At 34.2% G+C, this 19,865-nt stretch carries 17 protein-coding genes; 14 read left to right on the top strand and 3 right to left on the bottom strand.

The window, feature by feature from the left end; translation table 11 throughout:
* Positions 1 to 345 precede the first annotated feature (345 nt).
* The 11 genes from isaA to IDG65_RS05705 all read left to right on the top strand — a co-directional run bounded on the left by isaA (position 346) and on the right by IDG65_RS05705 (position 13,569).
* Positions 346 to 1,047 carry a lytic transglycosylase IsaA gene (isaA, locus tag IDG65_RS05755; protein WP_000751274.1) on the top strand — a complete coding sequence of 234 codons (702 nt, stop codon included), beginning with the start codon at positions 346 to 348 and terminating at the stop codon, positions 1,045 to 1,047.
* 275 nt (positions 1,048 to 1,322) lie between these two features.
* The gene (locus IDG65_RS05750; protein ID WP_000154459.1) at positions 1,323 to 1,811 is read left to right on the top strand and encodes a GNAT family N-acetyltransferase; all 489 of its coding nucleotides are present in this window, start codon (positions 1,323 to 1,325) and stop codon (positions 1,809 to 1,811) included.
* Positions 1,812 to 2,325: 514 nt separating this feature from the next.
* Positions 2,326 to 4,137, top strand: coding sequence for an acyltransferase family protein (locus IDG65_RS05745; protein ID WP_000379833.1), 1,812 nt, complete (start codon positions 2,326 to 2,328; stop codon positions 4,135 to 4,137).
* Between the two features lie 360 nt (positions 4,138 to 4,497).
* Positions 4,498 to 5,265: a CHAP domain-containing protein gene (locus tag IDG65_RS05740; protein ID WP_000725226.1), complete on the top strand. Its 768-nt coding sequence runs from the start codon at positions 4,498 to 4,500 to the stop codon at positions 5,263 to 5,265.
* Between the two features lie 174 nt (positions 5,266 to 5,439).
* Positions 5,440 to 5,928 carry a glycosyl-4,4'-diaponeurosporenoate acyltransferase gene (crtO, locus tag IDG65_RS05735; protein ID WP_078064694.1) on the top strand — a complete coding sequence of 163 codons (489 nt, stop codon included), beginning with the start codon at positions 5,440 to 5,442 and terminating at the stop codon, positions 5,926 to 5,928.
* Positions 5,921 to 7,414 (top strand): phytoene desaturase family protein, encoded by a 1,494-nt coding sequence (locus IDG65_RS05730; protein ID WP_052997669.1) that lies wholly within the window; start codon positions 5,921 to 5,923, stop codon positions 7,412 to 7,414. Before crtO ends, IDG65_RS05730 begins: the two co-directional genes overlap by 8 nt.
* A 5-nt stretch (positions 7,415 to 7,419) precedes the next feature.
* Complete coding sequence (crtQ, locus tag IDG65_RS05725; protein WP_000871736.1) at positions 7,420 to 8,547, top strand: 4,4'-diaponeurosporenoate glycosyltransferase; 1,128 nt, start codon at positions 7,420 to 7,422, stop codon at positions 8,545 to 8,547.
* A 36-nt stretch (positions 8,548 to 8,583) separates the two neighbouring features.
* Positions 8,584 to 9,447: a 4,4'-diapophytoene synthase CrtM gene (crtM, locus tag IDG65_RS05720; protein WP_000178302.1), complete on the top strand. Its 864-nt coding sequence runs from the start codon at positions 8,584 to 8,586 to the stop codon at positions 9,445 to 9,447.
* An 11-nt stretch (positions 9,448 to 9,458) separates the two neighbouring features.
* On the top strand, positions 9,459 to 10,967 hold the full coding sequence (locus tag IDG65_RS05715; protein WP_000686192.1) for a phytoene desaturase family protein: 1,509 nt from the start codon (positions 9,459 to 9,461) through the stop codon (positions 10,965 to 10,967).
* Positions 10,968 to 11,393: 426 nt separating this feature from the next.
* Positions 11,394 to 12,548, top strand: a complete 1,155-nt coding sequence (locus IDG65_RS05710) for an aminotransferase class I/II-fold pyridoxal phosphate-dependent enzyme (RefSeq protein WP_000625075.1) — start codon at positions 11,394 to 11,396, stop codon at positions 12,546 to 12,548.
* Between the two features lie 22 nt (positions 12,549 to 12,570).
* The gene (locus tag IDG65_RS05705) at positions 12,571 to 13,569 is read left to right on the top strand and encodes a D-lactate dehydrogenase (RefSeq protein WP_000161373.1); all 999 of its coding nucleotides are present in this window, start codon (positions 12,571 to 12,573) and stop codon (positions 13,567 to 13,569) included.
* Positions 13,570 to 13,658: 89 nt separating this feature from the next.
* On the opposite strand, the gene copZ is transcribed toward IDG65_RS05705, so the two are convergent.
* From copZ to cwrA, 3 genes are all read right to left on the bottom strand, one after another.
* Complete coding sequence (gene copZ, locus IDG65_RS05700) at positions 13,659 to 13,865, bottom strand: copper chaperone CopZ (protein ID WP_000076661.1); 207 nt, start codon at positions 13,863 to 13,865, stop codon at positions 13,659 to 13,661.
* A gap of 279 nt (positions 13,866 to 14,144) precedes the next feature.
* Entirely contained in the window at positions 14,145 to 16,553 is a 2,409-nt protein-coding gene (locus tag IDG65_RS05695; RefSeq protein ID WP_000024119.1) for a heavy metal translocating P-type ATPase, read from the bottom strand.
* Between the two features lie 239 nt (positions 16,554 to 16,792).
* Positions 16,793 to 16,984, bottom strand: coding sequence for a cell wall inhibition responsive protein CwrA (gene cwrA / locus IDG65_RS05690; protein ID WP_001221406.1), 192 nt, complete (start codon positions 16,982 to 16,984; stop codon positions 16,793 to 16,795).
* A 238-nt stretch (positions 16,985 to 17,222) separates the two neighbouring features.
* On the opposite strand from cwrA, the gene IDG65_RS05685 reads away from it, so the two are divergent.
* The 3 genes from IDG65_RS05685 (at position 17,223) to IDG65_RS05675 (ending at position 19,835) form a co-directional block, all read left to right on the top strand.
* Positions 17,223 to 17,822, top strand: a complete 600-nt coding sequence (locus tag IDG65_RS05685; RefSeq protein ID WP_000136493.1) for a sugar O-acetyltransferase — start codon at positions 17,223 to 17,225, stop codon at positions 17,820 to 17,822.
* 189 nt (positions 17,823 to 18,011) lie between these two features.
* A complete protein-coding gene (gene pruA, locus IDG65_RS05680; protein WP_000259692.1) occupies positions 18,012 to 19,556 on the top strand; it encodes an L-glutamate gamma-semialdehyde dehydrogenase in 1,545 nt (514 codons plus the stop codon).
* Positions 19,557 to 19,667: 111 nt separating this feature from the next.
* Positions 19,668 to 19,835: a hypothetical protein gene (locus IDG65_RS05675; protein WP_075583722.1), complete on the top strand. Its 168-nt coding sequence runs from the start codon at positions 19,668 to 19,670 to the stop codon at positions 19,833 to 19,835.
* Positions 19,836 to 19,865 lie beyond the last annotated feature (30 nt).

The following is a 19,865-nucleotide window of genomic DNA, read 5'->3' as shown; positions in this document are numbered from 1 at the left end:
CAAGCATGTAACAAAAATACAATCTGTAATATTACGAAAGCTGTAATAGTTGAGCTAAATATAGTAAAAAACTTATGCATTTATGCTTATTTCAAGGATTGATTAGATTCAAAAAGAAACATATTTCACATTACAGTATAAAACAACCATATTTCAACATTACAAATAACACTTGATATTGTAATGTTTTGTAAAGAAAGTGTAATTTACTTGCTACTTTTTTATGATATAGTGAGTACCGTTGAAAGAAATAAAAGACAATTTAAACTTGCACTACGACATTCAAATTCAAAATATAATTACTAAAAACATAAACTTACAATTATTACTGGAGGATTTTTTACTATGAAAAAGACAATTATGGCATCATCATTAGCAGTGGCATTAGGTGTAACAGGTTACGCAGCAAGCACAGGACATGAAGCACACGCTGCTGAAGTAAACGTTGATCAAGCACACTTAGTTGACTTAGCGCATAATCACCAAGATCAATTAAATGCAGCTCCAATCAAAGATGGTGCATATGACATCCACTTTGTAAAAGATGGTTTCCAATATAACTTCACTTCAAATGGTACTACATGGTCATGGAGCTATGAAGCAGCTAATGGTCAAACTGCTGGTTTCTCAAACGTTGCAGGTGCAGACTACACTACTTCATACAACCAAGGTTCAAATGTACAATCAGTAAGCTACAATGCACAATCAAGTAACTCAAACGTTGAAGCTGTTTCAGCTCCAACTTACCATAACTACAGCACTTCAACTACTTCAAGTTCAGTGAGATTAAGCAATGGTAATACTGCAGGTGCTACTGGTTCATCAGCAGCTCAAATCATGGCTCAACGTACTGGTGTTTCAGCTTCTACATGGGCTGCAATCATCGCTCGTGAATCAAATGGTCAAGTAAATGCTTACAACCCATCAGGTGCTTCAGGTTTATTCCAAACTATGCCAGGTTGGGGTCCAACAAACACTGTTGACCAACAAATCAACGCAGCTGTTAAAGCATACAAAGCACAAGGTTTAGGTGCTTGGGGATTCTAATTCCTTCATAATAAATAAAAGTAATGTTTAAACATTAAATATATAGCTCTTCCCATAGAAATTGGGGAGAGTTTTTTTATTAATCAAAAATACATTTCTTAAAAAGTGGATATTGAAGTTAGGGAAATTTATTGGACTTTATTGTATTACTGCTAAAATACTTGTCTTTATTAAGTGCCAAGTGGAATGAAACTTCATTTGAGGCTGTACTGAGTACACTAGATACAAACTAAACGCACATTTTATGATTAAATTAAATGAAACTGGAGATAAAAATGACTATAAACATAATTGAATATAATAGGTCTTATAAGGAAGAGCTAATCGAGTTTATTTTATCGATTCAAAAAAATGAATTTAATATAAAAATTGATAGAGATGATCAACCTGATTTGGAGAACATCGAACATAACTATTTGAATAGTGGAGGGCAATTTTGGCTTGCAATAAACAATCATCAAAATATTGTTGGTACTATAGGTTTGATTAGACTAGATAATAATATGTCTGCACTTAAAAAAATGTTTGTTGATGAAGGTTATAGGAATTTAAAAATAGGTAAAAAACTTTTAGATAAAGTTATAATGACATGTAAAGAACAAAATATCGATGGTATTTATTTAGGAACAATTGATAAATTTATTAGTGCACAGTATTTTTATTCTAATAATGGCTTCCGTGAAATTAAGCGAGGAGATTTACCAAGTAGTTTTCCTAAATTAGATGTAGATAATAGGTTTTATTACAGAAATTTAAAAGGTTAATTCGAATCAATGAATAATTGATATGGCGACCTTAGTAATATTCATTTTAAAAGTGGCATATAGCGTTTAAATATAAAAGGCTGACGTGATATATCGTTTGATTTAAATTAGAGGATATTATGCATTTTACTTTATTTTCAATACATGGTAATTTATTCATTATAGAAGTTTTGAAAAAATGAAATTTAAAGGGTATATTTAAATAATTGTGTAAAAGTAAGATGCATAAAATATAAAACGAACCTTTTTTTGTAAAAATATAATGAAAACAACAGTTATTTTGTTAAAAATTCAAGAATCTATGATAATCTATGTTATGTAGTAAAATCGACAAATTTATATGTGGTTTGCAGTAATGAAATTAACTGTAATAATTGTTTTCTACTTAATAAAAAATTTAAAACTATCTTAATTAAGGGTTAAATCAATTAATGAAAATCAGTGCAATATTTTATTTTCAAAAATATTGTGATATGCTACAAAATAGAGAAAAATAAATGGGGCGTTTATTAACATGGATACAAAAGACTTTAAACGTTTAGAAAAAATGTATTCCCCGCGATACTTACCCGGATTAGATGGATTGAGGGCATTCGCAGTTATAGGAATCATTATTTATCACTTGAATGCACAATGGTTAAGTGGGGGCTTTTTAGGAGTAGATACATTCTTCGTTATTTCAGGTTATTTAATAACAAGTTTGTTGATAAGTGAGTATTATCGGACGCAAAAAATCGATTTGCTAGAGTTTTGGAAGCGACGATTGAAACGACTCATTCCGGCAGTGTTGTTTTTAATCTGTGTCGTGCTTACGTTCACACTGATATTTAAACCGGAATTGATTATACAAATGAAACGAGATGCTATTGCAGCTATATTCTATGTTTCAAACTGGTGGTACATTTCACAGAATGTAGATTATTTTAACCAATTTGCTATTGAACCACTCAAACATTTATGGTCTTTAGCCATTGAAGAACAATTTTACTTGCTTTTCCCATTGGTTATCACGTTCTTATTACATAGATTTAAACCGAGAAATATTATTCAAACGCTATTTATTGTATCGTTGATTTCTTTAGGACTTATGATAGTGATTCATTTCATCACTGGAGATAATTCACGTGTGTATTTTGGGACAGATACACGACTGCAAACTTTATTGCTTGGTTGTATATTAGCATTTATTTGGCCTCCGTTTGCTTTGAAAAAAGATATTTCTAAAAAGATTGTCGTATCATTAGATATTATAGGGATATCTGGTTTTGCGGTTCTAATGACTTTGTTCTTTATAGTTGGAGACCAAGATCAATGGATCTATAATGGAGGATTTTACATTATATCATTTGCAACTTTATTCATTATTGCAATTGCGGTACATCCTTCTAGTTTATTTGCTAAATTTTTAAGTATGAAACCTTTGCTAATTATAGGTAAACGATCATATAGCTTATATTTATGGCATTATCCTATCATTGTTTTTGTGAACAGTTATTACGTACAAGGACAAATACCTGTATACGTCTATGTGATAGAAATTGTATTAACAGCGTTAATGGCTGAAATTTCGTATCGCTTTATTGAAACACCTATACGTAAAAAAGGATTTAAAGCTTTTGCATTTTTACCTAAAAAGAAGGGACAATTTGCTAGAACAGTGTTAGTTATCCTATTATTGGTTCCGTCTATCGTTGTGCTCAGTGGACAGTTTGATGCACTTGGCAAACAACATGAAGCCGAGAAGAAAGAGAAGAAGACGGAATTTAAAACAACGAAGAAAAAAGTCGTTAAAAAAGATAAGCAAGAGGATAAGCAGACAGCGAATAGCAAAGAGGATATTAAAAAGTCATCACCACTATTAATTGGTGACTCGGTCATGGTGGATATTGGTAATGTCTTTACTAAGAAAATACCAAATGCACAAATTGATGGTAAAGTTGGACGGCAACTCGTTGATGCTACACCAATTGTGAAATCGCAATATAAAGACTATGCTAAAAAAGGTCAAAAAGTTGTAGTAGAGCTTGGTACAAATGGGGCATTTACGAAAGATCAATTAAATGAACTATTGGATAGTTTTGGAAAAGCAGACATTTATTTAGTTTCTATTAGAGTACCTAGAGATTATGAAGGTAGAATAAATAAATTAATTTATGAGGCAGCTGAAAAGCGCTCTAATGTACATCTAGTCGATTGGTATAAAGCTTCTGCAGGTCATCCGGAATACTTTGCATATGACGGCATACATTTGGAATATGCAGGTAGTAAAGCGCTGACTGATTTGATTGTAAAAACGATGGAAACACATGCTACAAATAAAAAATAACTTGATGCACTAAACTTTTGAAATATTACATTACTTCTGATATTTATTGTCAGTTCGTGTGTATTTCATTAAAAGTTTAGTGCTTTTTTATTTTCAAATCCCATGTTAACGGTGCAGAAAAAGTGTTGTAAACATTCTAATTGGTATATTACATTCAATGAAGCTTTATTAGGAACAGATTACATTATGATAACAAAGCCCGCAAGACACCTAATCTCTGTTATAGTTTATTTTGTCGCAAAACTATAAAAGTTATAATTATTTGCATACTAAAAAAATAAAAAATATAAAATTTAAAATAATTGAGTCGCTAATGACTATATGTATAGAGTGTTTTGATTATTGGGAGGATATTTAATTATGAAAAAAATCGTTACAGCTACAATCGCTACAGCAGGACTTGCCACTATCGCATTTGCAGGACATGATGCACAAGCCGCAGAACAAAATAACAATGGATATAATTCTAATGACGCTCAATCATACAGCTATACGTATACAATTGATGCACAAGGTAATTATCATTACACTTGGACAGGAAATTGGAATCCAAGTCAATTAACGCAAAACAACACATACTATTACAATAACTACAATACGTATAGTTATAACAATGCATCTTACAATAACTACTATAATCATTCATATCAATACAATAACTATACAAACAATAGCCAAACAGCAACAAATAACTATTATACTGGTGGTTCAGGTGCAAGTTATAGCACAACAAGTAATAATGTTCATGTGACTACAACTGCAGCGCCATCTTCAAATGGTCGTTCAATTTCTAATGGTTATGCATCAGGAAGTAACTTATATACTTCAGGACAATGTACTTATTATGTATTTGATCGTGTTGGTGGGAAAATTGGTTCAACATGGGGTAACGCAAGTAATTGGGCTAGCGCAGCTGCATCATCTGGCTATACAGTGAACAATACACCAAAAGCTGGTGCTATCATGCAAACAACACAAGGCTATTACGGTCATGTTGCTTACGTTGAAGGCGTTAACAGCAACGGTTCTGTTCGTGTTTCAGAAATGAACTATGGACATGGTGCTGGTGTGGTTACGTCTCGTACAATTTCAGCAAACCAAGCAGGTTCATATAATTTCATTCATTAATCAAATGTAAATCAAATGACGTCAATATTCTCTAACATGAGAGTATTGGCGTTTTTGTTTTATATAAATATAAATGAGAGCGGTTTATTCACTAATCTTTAGGGAACTAAGTAATAAAATGATAATTTATACTATGTCAGTATGATTGAGAGTGATTCAATTTAGATGAAAACCATGAAAAAATATATCAAAACAGCATTTTTTTGTAGTATGTATTGGTTAATTGTTCAACTAAATATAGCAAATTTAGGTACAAGAATTCCTGACAAGTATTTTCGTCAGAAGCATATAATATTTAAATCATTTAACTTTGAGAAGCATGGAAAATTTTGGAACAAATGGTTTTACGTAAGAAAATGGAAACATAAGATTTTAGATGGTCATCAGCTTAATCAAAATATATATGATCAGCGTCATTTAATGACAATCAATACTGATGAAATTGAAAAAATGATTATAGAGACAAAGAGGGCAGAGTTGATCCATTGGATATCGATACTTCCAGTCATCATATTTAATAAAGGCCCTCGTTTAGTAAAGTATATAAATATTTTCTATGCAATGATAACTAATGTTCCAATCATTATTGTGCAACGTTATAATCGACCGAGATTAACGCAGTTACTACGCATATTAAAACGAAGAGGTGAACGTCATGACTAAACATATCATCGTTATTGGTGGTGGCTTAGGTGGGATTTCTGCAGCAATTCGAATGGCGCAAAGTGGCTATTCGGTCTCATTATATGAACAAAATAATCATATAGGAGGCAAAGTGAATCGTCATGAATCAGATGGCTTTGGCTTTGATTTAGGTCCATCTATTTTAACGATGCCTTATATTTTTGAAAAAATATTCGAATATAGCAATAAGCAAATGTCAGACTACGTTACAATCAAGCGATTGCCACATCAATGGCGTAGCTTTTTTCCAGATGGAACGACTATCGATTTGTATGAAGGTATTAAAGAAACAGGTCAGCATAATGTGATATTGTCGAAACAGGATATAGAGGAACTGCAAAATTATTTGAATTATACAAGACGAATCGATCGTATTACTGAAAAAGGGTATTTTAACTATGGTTTAGATACACTATCTCAAATTATTAAATTTCATGGGCCATTAAATGCTCTTATTAATTATGATTATGTACATACTATGCAACAGGCCATAGACAAGCGTATCTCGAATCCATACTTGCGACAAATGTTAGGCTATTTTATCAAATATGTAGGTTCTTCATCATACGATGCGCCAGCTGTATTATCTATGTTATTCCATATGCAACAAGAGCAAGGCCTTTGGTATGTAGAAGGTGGAATCCATCATTTAGCCAATGCCTTGGAAAAGCTAGCGCGTGAAGAAGGTGTCACAATTCATACAGGTGCACGTGTGGACAATATTAAAACATATCAAAGACGTGTGACGGGTGTCAGATTAGATACAGGTGAGTTTGTAAAGGCAGATTATATTATTTCAAATATGGAAGTCATACCTACTTATAAATATTTAATTCACCTTGATACTCAACGATTAAACAAATTAGAGAGGGAATTTGAGCCGGCAAGCTCAGGATATGTGATGCATTTAGGTGTTGCTTGCCAATACCCGAAATTAGCACATCATAATTTCTTTTTTACGGAAAATGCTTATCTCAATTATCAACAAGTTTTTCATGAAAAGGTATTGCCAGATGATCCGACCATTTATCTAGTAAATACGAATAAAACTGATCACACACAAGCGCCAGTAGGTTATGAAAATATCAAAGTCTTACCACATATTCCATATATTCAAGATCAGCCTTTTACCACTGAAGATTATGCGAAGTTTAGGGATAAAATTTTGGATAAATTAGAAAAAATGGGACTTACTGATTTAAGAAAACACATTATTTATGAAGATGTTTGGACACCGGAGGATATTGAAAAAAATTATCGTTCTAATCGTGGTGCAATATATGGTGTTGTAGCAGATAAAAAGAAAAACAAAGGATTTAAATTTCCTAAAGAAAGTCAGTATTTTGAAAACTTGTACTTTGTAGGTGGATCAGTAAATCCTGGTGGTGGCATGCCAATGGTTACATTAAGTGGGCAACAAGTCGCAGACAAAATAAACGCGCGAGAAGCGAAGAATAGGAAGTGATATCTATGAAATGGTTATCACGAATATTAACAGTAATAGTGACCATGTCTATGGCGTGTGGTGCATTGATATTTAATCGTAGACATCAGCTAAAGGCGAAAACGCTGAACTTCAATCATAAATCATTAACAATTATTATTCCGGCTAGAAACGAAGAAAAAAGAATAGGTCATTTACTACATTCGATAATACAACAGCAAGTTCCAGTAGATGTCATTGTTATGAATGACGGATCGACAGATGAAACAGCACGTGTAGCGCGTTCATATGGTGCGACTGTAGTAGATGTTGTTGATGATGCTGACGGCAAATGGTATGGGAAATCACATGCTTGTTATCAAGGTGTGACGCATGCATGTACGAATCGTATTGCTTTTGTAGATGCTGATGTAACTTTCTTAAGGAAAGATGCTGTTGAAACGTTGATTAATCAGTATCAATTACAAGATGAAAAAGGATTGTTAAGCGTACAGCCTTATCACATAACAAAGCGTTTCTACGAAGGGTTTTCAGCGATATTTAATTTAATGACAGTCGTTGGTATGAATGTATTTTCTACCTTAGACGACGGTCGGACTAACCAGCATGCATTTGGACCGGTGACATTAACAAATAAAGAAGATTATTATGCAACTGGAGGTCATAAAAGTGCGAACCGTCATATTATTGAAGGATTTGCTTTAGGAAGTGCATATACTTCACAATCATTGCCCGTAACAGTTTATGAAGGATTTCCATTTGTTGCATTTCGCATGTATCAAGAAGGATTTCAGTCATTACAAGAAGGATGGACAAAGCATTTGTCGACTGGGGCAGATGGCACAAAGCCTAAGATCATGGCAGCAATTGTGTTGTGGTTGTTCGGTTCTATCGCGAGTATTTTAGGGCTATGTCTTAGTTTAAAATATCGCCAAATGTCTGTAGGAAAAATGTTAACAGTTTACTTGAGCTATACTACACAATTTATTCATCTGCATCGAAGGGTCGGCCAATTTTCTAATTTATTAATGGTATGTCATCCATTGTTATTTATGTTTTTCACTAAAATTTTCATCCAATCTTGGAAACAAACGCATCGTTATGGTGTAGTTGAATGGAAAGGTCGTCAATATTCTATATCTAAAGAACAATAAATCAAGGTAATGGCATTTCAATATAGGAGGACTAGTATGACAATGATGGCTATGAATTTTAAATATTGTCATAAAATCATGAAGAAACATTCAAAAAGCTTTTCTTACGCTTTTGACTTGTTACCAGAAGATCAAAGAAAAGCGGTTTGGGCAATTTATGCTGTGTGTCGTAAAATTGATGACAGTATAGATGTTTATGGCGATATTCAATTTTTAAATCAAATAAAAGAAGATATACAATCTATTGAAAAATACCCATATGAACATCATCACTTTCAAAGTGATCGTAGAATCATGATGGCTCTTCAGCATGTTGCACAACATAAAAATATCGCCTTTCAATCTTTCTATAATCTCATTGATACTGTATATAAAGATCAACAATTTACAATGTTTGAAACGGACGCTGAATTATTCGGATATTGTTATGGTGTTGCTGGTACAGTAGGTGAAGTATTGACGCCGATTTTAAGTGATCATGAAACACATCAGACATACGATGTCGCAAGAAGGCTTGGTGAATCGTTGCAATTGATTAATATATTAAGAGATGTCGGTGAAGATTTTGAAAATGAACGGATATATTTTAGTAAGCAACGATTAAAGCAATATGAAGTTGATATTGCTGAAGTGTACCAAAATGGTGTTAATAATCATTATATTGACTTATGGGAATATTATGCAGCTATCGCAGAAAAAGATTTTCGAGATGTTATGGATCAAATCAAAGTATTTAGTATTGAAGCACAACCAATCATAGAATTAGCAGCACGTATATATATTGAAATACTGGACGAAGTGAGACAGGCTAACTATACATTACATGAACGTGTTTTTGTGGATAAGCGGAAAAAAGCAAAGTTGTTTCATGAAATAAATAGTAAATATCATAGAATATAGGTGGTTGAATAATGAAGATTGCAGTAATTGGTGCAGGTGTCACAGGATTAGCAGCGGCAGCCCGTATTGCTTCTCAAGGTCATGAAGTGACGATATTTGAAAAAAATACTAACGTAGGCGGGCGTATGAATCAATTAAAGAAAGACGGCTTTACATTTGATATGGGCCCCACAATTGTCATGATGCCAGATGTTTATAAAGATGTATTTACAATGTGTGGTAAAAATTATGAAGATTATATTGAATTGAGACAATTACGTTATATTTACGATGTGTATTTTGACCGCGATGATCGTATAACGGTGCCTACAGATTTAGCTGAATTACAGCACATGCTAGAAAGTATAGAACCTGGTTCAACGCATGGTTTTATGTCATTTTTAACGGATGTTTATAAAAAATATGAAATTGCACGTCGCTATTTCTTAGAAAGAACGTATCGCAAACCAAGTGACTTTTATAATATGACGTCACTTGTGCAAGGTGCTAAGTTAAAAACGTTAAATCATGCAGATCAGCTAATTGAACATTATATTGATAACGAAAAGATACAAAAGCTTTTAGCGTTTCAAACGTTATACATAGGAATTGATCCAAAACGAGGCCCGTCACTATATTCAATTATTCCTATGATTGAAATGATGTTTGGTGTGCATTTTATTAAAGGCGGTATGTATGGCATGGCTCAAGGGCTAGCGCAATTAAATAAAGATTTAGGTGTTAATATTGAACTTAATGCTGAAATTGAGCAAATTATTATTGATCCTAAATTCAAACGAGCTGATGCGATAAAAGTGAATGGTGACATAAGAAAATTTGATAAAATTTTATGTACGGCTGATTTCCCTAGTGTTGCGGAATCATTAATGCCAGATTTTGCACCTATTAAAAAGTATCCACCACATAAAATTGCAGACTTAGATTACTCTTGTTCAGCATTTTTAATGTATATCGGTATAGATATTGATGTGACAGATCAAGTGAGACTTCATAATGTTATTTTTTCAGATGATTTTAGAGGCAATATTGAAGAAATATTTGAGGGACGTTTATCATATGATCCTTCTATTTATGTGTATGTTCCAGCGGTCGCTGATAAATCACTTGCGCCAGAAGGCAAAACTGGTATTTATGTGTTAATGCCGACGCCGGAACTTAAAACAGGTAGCGGAATCGATTGGTCAGATGAAGCTTTGACGCAACAAATAAAGGAAATTATTTATCGTAAATTAGCAGCGATTGAAGTATTTGAAGATATAAAATCGCATATTGTTTCAGAAACAATCTTTACGCCAAATGATTTTGAGCAAACGTATCATGCGAAATTTGGTTCGGCATTCGGTTTAATGCCAACTTTAGCGCAAAGTAATTATTATCGTCCACAAAATGTATCGAGAGATTATAAAGATTTATATTTTGCAGGTGCAAGTACGCATCCAGGTGCAGGCGTTCCTATTGTCTTAACGAGTGCGAAAATAACTGTAGACGAAATGATTAAAGATATTGAGCGTGGCGTGTAAGGGAGTAGTCTAAGAGAAAGATGTGAGAAAAGTATAAGGGGAACGTAAAAGGCATAGTGAAATAAGTATGTGCTAAAGAAGTTTTATTTAACAATGAATGACGCCTGTTAAGGTTCACGTTTGAATACGTACCTTGATGGGCGTTATACTTTATATAAGCATATCTTACTGGTTGCGCAAGCGGATATGCATGACAGTTAAATCATAACGATTGAGCGTATATTGATCTGAAAATTCCTAATATTGACAATAATAATGTACCTACCTAAAATGAAAATAAATTCATTCAATACAACGTGTGTCATAAGTTCTGTTGAACATAACGGTGAATGGCGATGTCATTGTAACCATCTAAATGAGAGCGATACAAGTTGTTAGGATTATGATAGTCGCCCAGGCTATGTTTAATGATAGAGGAGGAATTTGATGATCTCTAACAAATTAGCAAATATCCCTGATAGTTATTTCGGGAAAACGATGGGACGTAAAATCGAACATGGACCATTGCCATTAATTAATATGGCAGTTGGGATCCCTGATGGGCCCACACCACAAGGTATTATTGATCATTTTCAACAAGCACTAACTATTCCTGAAAATCAAAAATATGGTGCTTTTCATGGTAAAGAAGCGTTCAAGCAAGCTATTGTAGATTTTTATCAAAGACAATATAATGTGACGTTAGATAAAGAAGATGAAGTATGCATTTTATATGGTACAAAAAATGGATTAGTGGCAGTACCAACATGTGTTATCAATCCAGGAGACTATGTATTACTACCTGATCCAGGCTACACGGATTATTTAGCAGGTGTACTTTTAGCTGATGGCAAGCCTGTCCCACTTAATTTAGAACCGCCACATTATTTGCCAGATTGGTCCAAAGTTGATTCACAAATAATAGATAAAACAAAACTCATTTATTTAACGTATCCAAATAATCCAACTGGATCGACAGCTACGAAAGAAGTTTTTGATGAAGCGATAGCTAAATTTAAAGATACAGACACTAAAATCGTACATGATTTTGCTTATGGTGCTTTCGGTTTCGACGCTAAAAATCCTAGTATACTTGCTTCGGAAAATGGGAAAGATGTTGCGATTGAAATTTATTCCTTGTCTAAAGGTTATAACATGTCAGGTTTTAGAGTCGGTTTTGCAGTTGGTAATAAAGATATGATTCAAGCTTTGAAAAAGTACCAAACGCACACAAATGCTGGGATGTTTGGTGCATTACAAGATGCCGCAATATATGCTTTGAATCATTATGATGATTTTTTAGAAGAACAAAGCAATATATTTAAAGCACGTCGTGACCGATTCGAAGCCATGCTTGCAAAAGCTGATTTGCCATTTGTTCATGCTAAAGGTGGCATATATGTATGGTTGGAAACACCGCCTGGTTATGACAGCGAGCAATTTGAGCAATTTTTAGTGAAAGAGAAGTCAATACTTGTTGCTCCAGGGAAACCATTTGGAGAGAATGGTAATCGTTATGTGAGAATTTCATTGGCGTTAGATGACCAGAAATTAGACGAAGCTGCAATAAGATTAACAGAACTAGCATATTTATATGAATAATAAAGTTAAGGGTGATGTTAAAATGACAAAAATTAAAATCATGAGTGTACGTGATGAAGATATGCCTTATATCAAGGCGTGGGCAGAGAAACATCATGTTGAGGTAGATATTACTAAAGAAGCATTAACTGATGACAATGTTGAAGGTGTCGCTGGTTATGATGGCTTATCGCTATCACAACAAATACCATTATCAGAGCATGTTTATAAACGATTAAATGAACTAGGTATTAAACAAATCGCACAACGAAGTGCTGGATTTGATACATATGATTTGGAGTTAGCAAACAAGTATAACTTGATTGTGTCAAATGTGCCGTCATACTCTCCGAATTCAATTGCGGAGTTTGCTGTGAACCAGGCTATTAATGTGGTTCGTCATTTTAATCAAATTCAAACGAAAGTGCGAGAGCATGATTTTAGATGGGAACCTACTATTTTATCGAAATCCATTAAAGATTTAAAAGTAGCTGTTATTGGTACAGGTCGAATTGGCCGTGTAGTAGCCGATATATTTGCCAATGGTTATCAAAGTGATGTGGTCGCATACGACCCGTTTCCTAATGCTAAAATTGCAACGTATGTCGATTACAAAGATACGATTGAGGAAGCGGTTGAAGGTGCTGATATCGTGACATTACATGTACCTGCAACGAAATATAATCATTATCTATTTAATGCTGAATTATTTAAACATTTTAAAAAGGGCGCAGTATTTGTCAATTGTGCGAGAGGTTCTTTAGTAGATACTAAGGCGTTATTAGAAGCATTAGACAATGGTGTGATTAAAGGTGCAGCACTTGATACGTATGAATTTGAACGCAAACTTTTCCCAAGTGATCAAAGGGGCAAAACACTGAACGATCCATTGTTAGAATCGTTGATTGACAGGGAAGATGTCATATTAACACCACATATTGCGTTTTATACTGAAGCTGCAGTTGAAAATCTAATTGTCGATGCATTAGATGCAACATTAGATGTATTGCAGACTGGAGATACCAGGTTGCGAGTAAATTAAAAATCGAACTGATGAGATAATTTGGATTGTTGGGATTCTCATCAGTTCGATTTTTTAATTTGGTGTTGATGACGTTGAATATTGCCTAATTAAACGACATCGTAACCTTGATCTTCAATTGCGTCTTTCATTTGAGATACAGCAACTTTACTGTCATCATATTGAACACTTACTTGACCATTTTCAAGGTTAACGTCAGCTGAAGTGACACCGTCAATATTATTTAATGCAGATTCAACAGCACTTTTGCAGTGACCACAGCTCATACCTTCAACATTTAAAATTTCTTGTGACATAGCATTCACCTCCTTTTAGAGCCACTTATTATTTATAATAATTAGTGGCTCTTATGCAGTTGGAGCGAAGATCCAACTGTAAACCATAGTGTACTTATTATTTATAATAATGTTGGAACCTAATAGGCGGAGCTATTAGGTAAGACACACTAATTCGCCAAGCGAAAAGTGTAACTATATATGCAGTAGGAGCGAAGATCCAACTGTAAACCGCGACATTATAGAGCCAATCACTAGTCTACCTCAGAATCACCAACGAATCCTTCATTATTAAGGAATCTAGGCATCTTTACGGCGTGGTTCTAATCGCATCTTTTTCAATCTAAGTGCGTTTGTGACAACACTTACTGAACTTAGTGCCATTGCAGCACCAGCAACCCATGGCGCAAGTAAGCCCAATGCAGCTATAGGGATACCGGCAATATTATAGCCGAATGCCCAAAATAGATTTTGACGAATATTACGAATGGTTGCTTTACTTGCATAAATGGCTTTAGGAATAAGCATCAAGTCGCCACCAAGAATAGTAATATCAGCCGCTTCAATGGCAACTTCTGTACCTGTACCAATGGCGATACCGATATCAGCTTTAACTAATGCAGGTGCATCATTTACACCGTCACCAACCATTGCAACCTTCTTACCTTGTTGCTGTAGTTTCGCAATTTGTGCAGCTTTTTCTTCTGGTAAAATATCTGCAATAACAGTATCTATGCCTACTTGTTTTGCAATGGCTTGAGCAGTGTTTTTATTATCGCCAGTTAACATGGCAACTTCAATGCCCATATCATGCAATTGTTTTATAGCATCTTTGGCATGATCTTTGACAGTATCTGCCACTGCGATGATACCAGTTAATGAATAATTAACAGCAATGAGCATAGCTGTTTTGCCATCTCGTTCATAATGTGTTAAATCATCAGAAATATGCTTAGGCAAGCTAATATCATTGTCAGCCATTAATTTACGGTTACCAACCAATATATGGTGATGATCAATCGTTGCTTCAATACCATGGCCAGGTACTGCTTTAAATGTTGTTGTCTCAGTTAATGTTAATTGCTTTTCTTTTGCATAATTGACAATGGCTTCTGCCAATGGGTGTTCAGAATCTTTTTCAGCAGTAGCGAGTAGTTGTAGCGTTTGATTGTCACCATGATAATCTGTCACGACTGGACGACCATTTGTAATGGTACCCGTCTTATCTAAAACGATGGTATCAATTAGATGTGTGCGTTCAACAAACTCGCCACCTTTAAATAAAATACCATTTTCAGCAGCGCGACCAGTACCTACCATAATAGAAGTTGGTGTAGCAAGTCCTAATGCGCATGGGCAAGCAATGACGAGAACGGAAATACTCGCAACAAGTGCAGGTTCAAATGTACCTGGTGTAACTAAAGTAATCCACACGATAAATGTTAATAGTGCGATACCAACAACGATAGGAACGAAATAACCAGAAATAATATCTGCCAATCGTTGAATCGGCGCTTTAGAACTTTGAGCTTCTTCGACAACTTTAATAATATTTGCCAACGCAGTGTCCCCGCCAACTTTTGTTGCTGTCATAGTAATAGTACCGTTTTTGTTCATCGTTGAACCAATTACAGTATCATCAACATTCTTCTCAACAGGTATAGATTCACCTGTTAACATAGATTCGTCGATGGCAGTCATACCTTTAATAATTTTACCATCAACAGGTATCTTTTCACCTGGTTTAACGATAAGTGTATCTCCAACATGTACTTCATTTAGAGGAATCATCACTTCATTACCATCTTTTAAAATGCGTGCTTCTTTAGCTTGCAAACTTAATAATTCGCCAAGCGCATTGGTTGTTTGAGACTTCGCTCTAGCTTCTAAATACTTACCGAATAAGATTAAGGTAATTAGTACGGCGCTTGTTTCAAAGTATAAATGCGGTTGCGTTGTTGAGCCATTTAGCCAACGAACCATTTCATAAATACTGTAAAAATATGCTGCACTTGTACCAACAGCAACAAGTACATCCATATTGGCGCCACCATTTCTTAAGTTTTTATAAGCACCTACATAAAATTGCCATCCAATAATAAATTGTACAGGTGTAGCTAAAATAAATTGGAACCATGGATTCGTAAATAGTGCTGGTATATGCATATTGAAAAGATGCACAAACATTAACATTAATAGTGGTAAAGATAATATTGCTGATATGATAAGCTTAATCAATTTATGTTGTAGCGCTTCAGCTTTGCGTGACGTTTGATCTTTATTGTTATCTTTAATAGACGCGTCATAACCTAATTTTTGAATGCGAGTGACAAGTTTATCAGCATCTGTTTCTTCAGGATAATAGTCAACTTTAGCTTGCTCTGTTGTTAAATTGACAGTTGCATTTTGAACACCGTCCATTTTATTTAACACTTTTTCAATACGGCTTGAGCATGCAGCACAAGTCATACCTGTAATGTCTAATTCGACAGTTTCTACAGCGACACCGTAACCTAAATGTTGAATCGTATTAATAAATTCTTGGACATCATGTTGATCAGGGTTATACTCAACAGTTGCTTTCTCTGTAGTTAAATTCACTTGGGCATTAACGTCATCAAGTTTATTCAGTTTCTTTTCGATACGATTTGAACATGCGGCACAAGTCATACCAGTGATATCTAATGTTGTTTTTTTCGTATTAGCCACATTATTGCCTCCCTGTGATTCATTGTTACACGTCTAATGTACCCCCTATAGGTATATAAGTCAATCGTTGCGTTTTACTTTTACCAATTTTAAAAAGAAAAAGAGAGATTGCCGTGCAAACATTGCACAACAATCTCTCTATTTAGCATCTATATAAAAGAAGTCGTAATTAATATTAAAGGATGTATGAATGAAAGGTAAAACTTAAATGACTTCTGGATTTGCAATTCTTAGGTGACTTAAAAGAAATCAGATGGGTTAAATTCTTTCGCATGTAAATTTTTAAAATTATTAAGATGGATGACTTTATCATCATCTTTGTTGTCTGACATCTGACGACTTGTGTCGTTTGTCATTTCGTAATCTTGTATCGTTTTAACTAAACCTAGAATGATTAAGATAGCAACTGTGCCTGTAATTAATATTCTCATCGCTATCATACTCCTTTATATTTCTCTTACTCACATTGTACGTTAATAGATTAAAAAATGAATGCGTCTGTAGTATTGAATTTATCTACTACTTTAGCAGTATTTGATGCGAGAATTGTATAGATAAGGGTGATAAGGTCACGATTTCATAATGTTATAGCGTATTAGTTGCATAGGCGAATGTTTATTTGATTAACTTTTAAACAAGTAAATAAGTTATTAGGAGTTGAAAGGTGTAATGACTGAAAAAGAAAAAATGTTAGCAGAAAAATGGTACGATGCAAACTTTGATCAAGACTTAATCAATGAACGTGCACGAGCGAAAGATATTTGCTTTGAATTAAATCATACAAGACCGAGTGACACAATTAAAAGAAAGGAATTAATCGATCAATTATTTCAAACAACAACAGATAATGTAAGTATTTCGATTCCTTTTGATACAGATTATGGTTGGAACGTTAAACTAGGAAAAAATGTCTATGTAAACACCAATTGTTATTTTATGGATGGTGGACAGATTACAATTGGCGATAATGTTTTTATTGGACCTAATTGTGGATTCTACACAGCGACACATCCACTTAATTTTCATCATAGAAATGAAGGTTTTGAAAAAGCCGGACCCATTCATATTGGCAGTAATACTTGGTTTGGCGGTCATGTAGCCGTGCTACCAGGGGTGACGATTGGAGAAGGTAGTGTGATTGGTGCTGGTAGTGTTGTCACTAAAGATATTCCGCCACACAGCTTAGCGGTTGGAAACCCTTGTAAAGTCGTTCGTAAAATTGATAATGACCTACCATCCGAAACATTAAATGACGAAACGATAAAGTAGTAGTTGCGACACATATAAATTTTAAAAAGTAACCAATCAATTTCAAAATGCTTGAGAATGAGGGATAAAGCATAAAAATGAAAGCGATTGCAAAACTGACCTTAATCATAGTAAAATGAGTTTAAATGATGTTATATCATTAAATCAAAGGGTTAAACCACTTTCAAAATTTATAGGGGGTAAGTGTACATGGTAGTAGAATTTAAAAATGAACCTGGTTACGATTTTTCAGTCCAAGAAAATGTGGATATGTTTAAGAAAGCATTGAAAGACGTGGAAAAAGAATTAGGTCAAGACATACCATTAGTGATTAATGGAGAGAAGATTTTCAAAGATGACAAAATTAAATCAATCAATCCTGCAGACACATCACAAGTAATTGCAAATGCATCAAAGGCAACAAAACAAGATGTTGAAGATGCATTTAAAGCAGCAAACGAAGCTTATAAATCTTGGAAAACATGGTCAGCAAATGATCGTGCAGAGCTTATGTTACGTGTTTCGGCAATTATTCGTCGTCGAAAAGCGGAAATTGCAGCAATTATGGTTTATGAAGCAGGTAAGCCATGGGATGAAGCAGTTGGTGATGCAGCTGAAGGTATTGATTTTATTGAATACTATGCACGTTCAATGATGGACTTGGCTCAAGGCAAGCCAGTACTTGATCGTGAAGGTGAACACAATAAATATTTCTATAAATCAATTGGTACAGGTGTTACAATTCCGCCGTGGAACTTCCCGTTTGCGATTATGGCTGGTACAACTTTAGCACCAGTTGTGGCAGGTAATACAGTGTTATTGAAACCTGCTGAGGATACACCTTATATCGCTTATAAATTAATGGAAATTTTAGAAGAAGCAGGATTACCAAAAGGCGTAGTTAACTTTGTTCCTGGTGATCCGAAAGAAATTGGTGATTACTTAGTTGATCATAAAGATACGCATTTCGTTACATTTACAGGATCACGTGCGACAGGTACTAGAATTTATGAACGTAGTGCCGTAGTTCAAGAAGGTCAAAACTTCTTGAAACGTGTTATCGCTGAAATGGGTGGTAAAGATGCCATTGTAGTTGATGAAAATATTGATACAGATATGGCGGCAGAAGCTATTGTAACGTCAGCGTTTGGTTTCTCTGGTCAAAAATGTTCTGCATGTTCACGTGCAATTGTGCATAAAGACGTTTATGACGAAGTATTAGAGAAATCAATCAAATTAACAAAAGAATTAACGTTGGGCAATACTGTAGACAATACGTATATGGGCCCAGTTATTAATAAAAAACAATTTGATAAGATTAAAAATTATATTGAGATTGGTAAAGAAGAAGGTAAATTAGAACAAGGTGGCGGCACTGATGATTCAAAAGGTTACTTTGTAGAACCAACAATCATTTCAGGACTTAAATCTAAAGATAGAATCATGCAAGAAGAAATTTTTGGTCCAGTTGTTGGCTTTGTGAAAGTTAACGATTTTGATGAAGCAATTGAGGTTGCAAATGATACAGATTACGGTTTAACTGGTGCAGTGATTACAAATAATCGCGAGCATTGGATTAAAGCGGTAAACGAATTTGATGTAGGTAATTTATACCTTAACAGAGGCTGTACTTCAGCAGTTGTTGGATACCATCCATTTGGTGGTTTCAAAATGTCAGGTACTGACGCTAAAACAGGTAGCCCAGACTACTTATTACACTTCTTAGAACAAAAGGTTGTTTCAGAAATGTTCTAATGCTTCATAATGAACAAGGGCCATCCATTGCGGTTGGCTCTTTTTATTTATAACTTTAAAAATTAAGTAATAGCAACCATATTTTTAGAAAAGGATGATAGGTATAAGAATATGAGATACGTTATTTCAATAATCATGGCAATTGTATTAGCAATTTGGTCATTGAAACAACTGAGTCAAAGTCATTTAGATAGCGGATTTATTTTTTTCTTCATAGTTTATGTGTTGTGTATCAGTTATTTTAATAGCGATAAGCACGATAAAAATAAAAAACGATAGTAGTACACGAATGCATTAATGTGTAAACTA

This window comes from Staphylococcus sp. EG-SA-17 (assembly GCF_017151845.1).
GTDB classification, from domain to species: domain Bacteria; phylum Bacillota; class Bacilli; order Staphylococcales; family Staphylococcaceae; genus Staphylococcus; species Staphylococcus aureus.
Note: the sequence above shows the minus strand (reverse complement) of the source record. Positions and strands in the feature narration are given on the sequence as shown.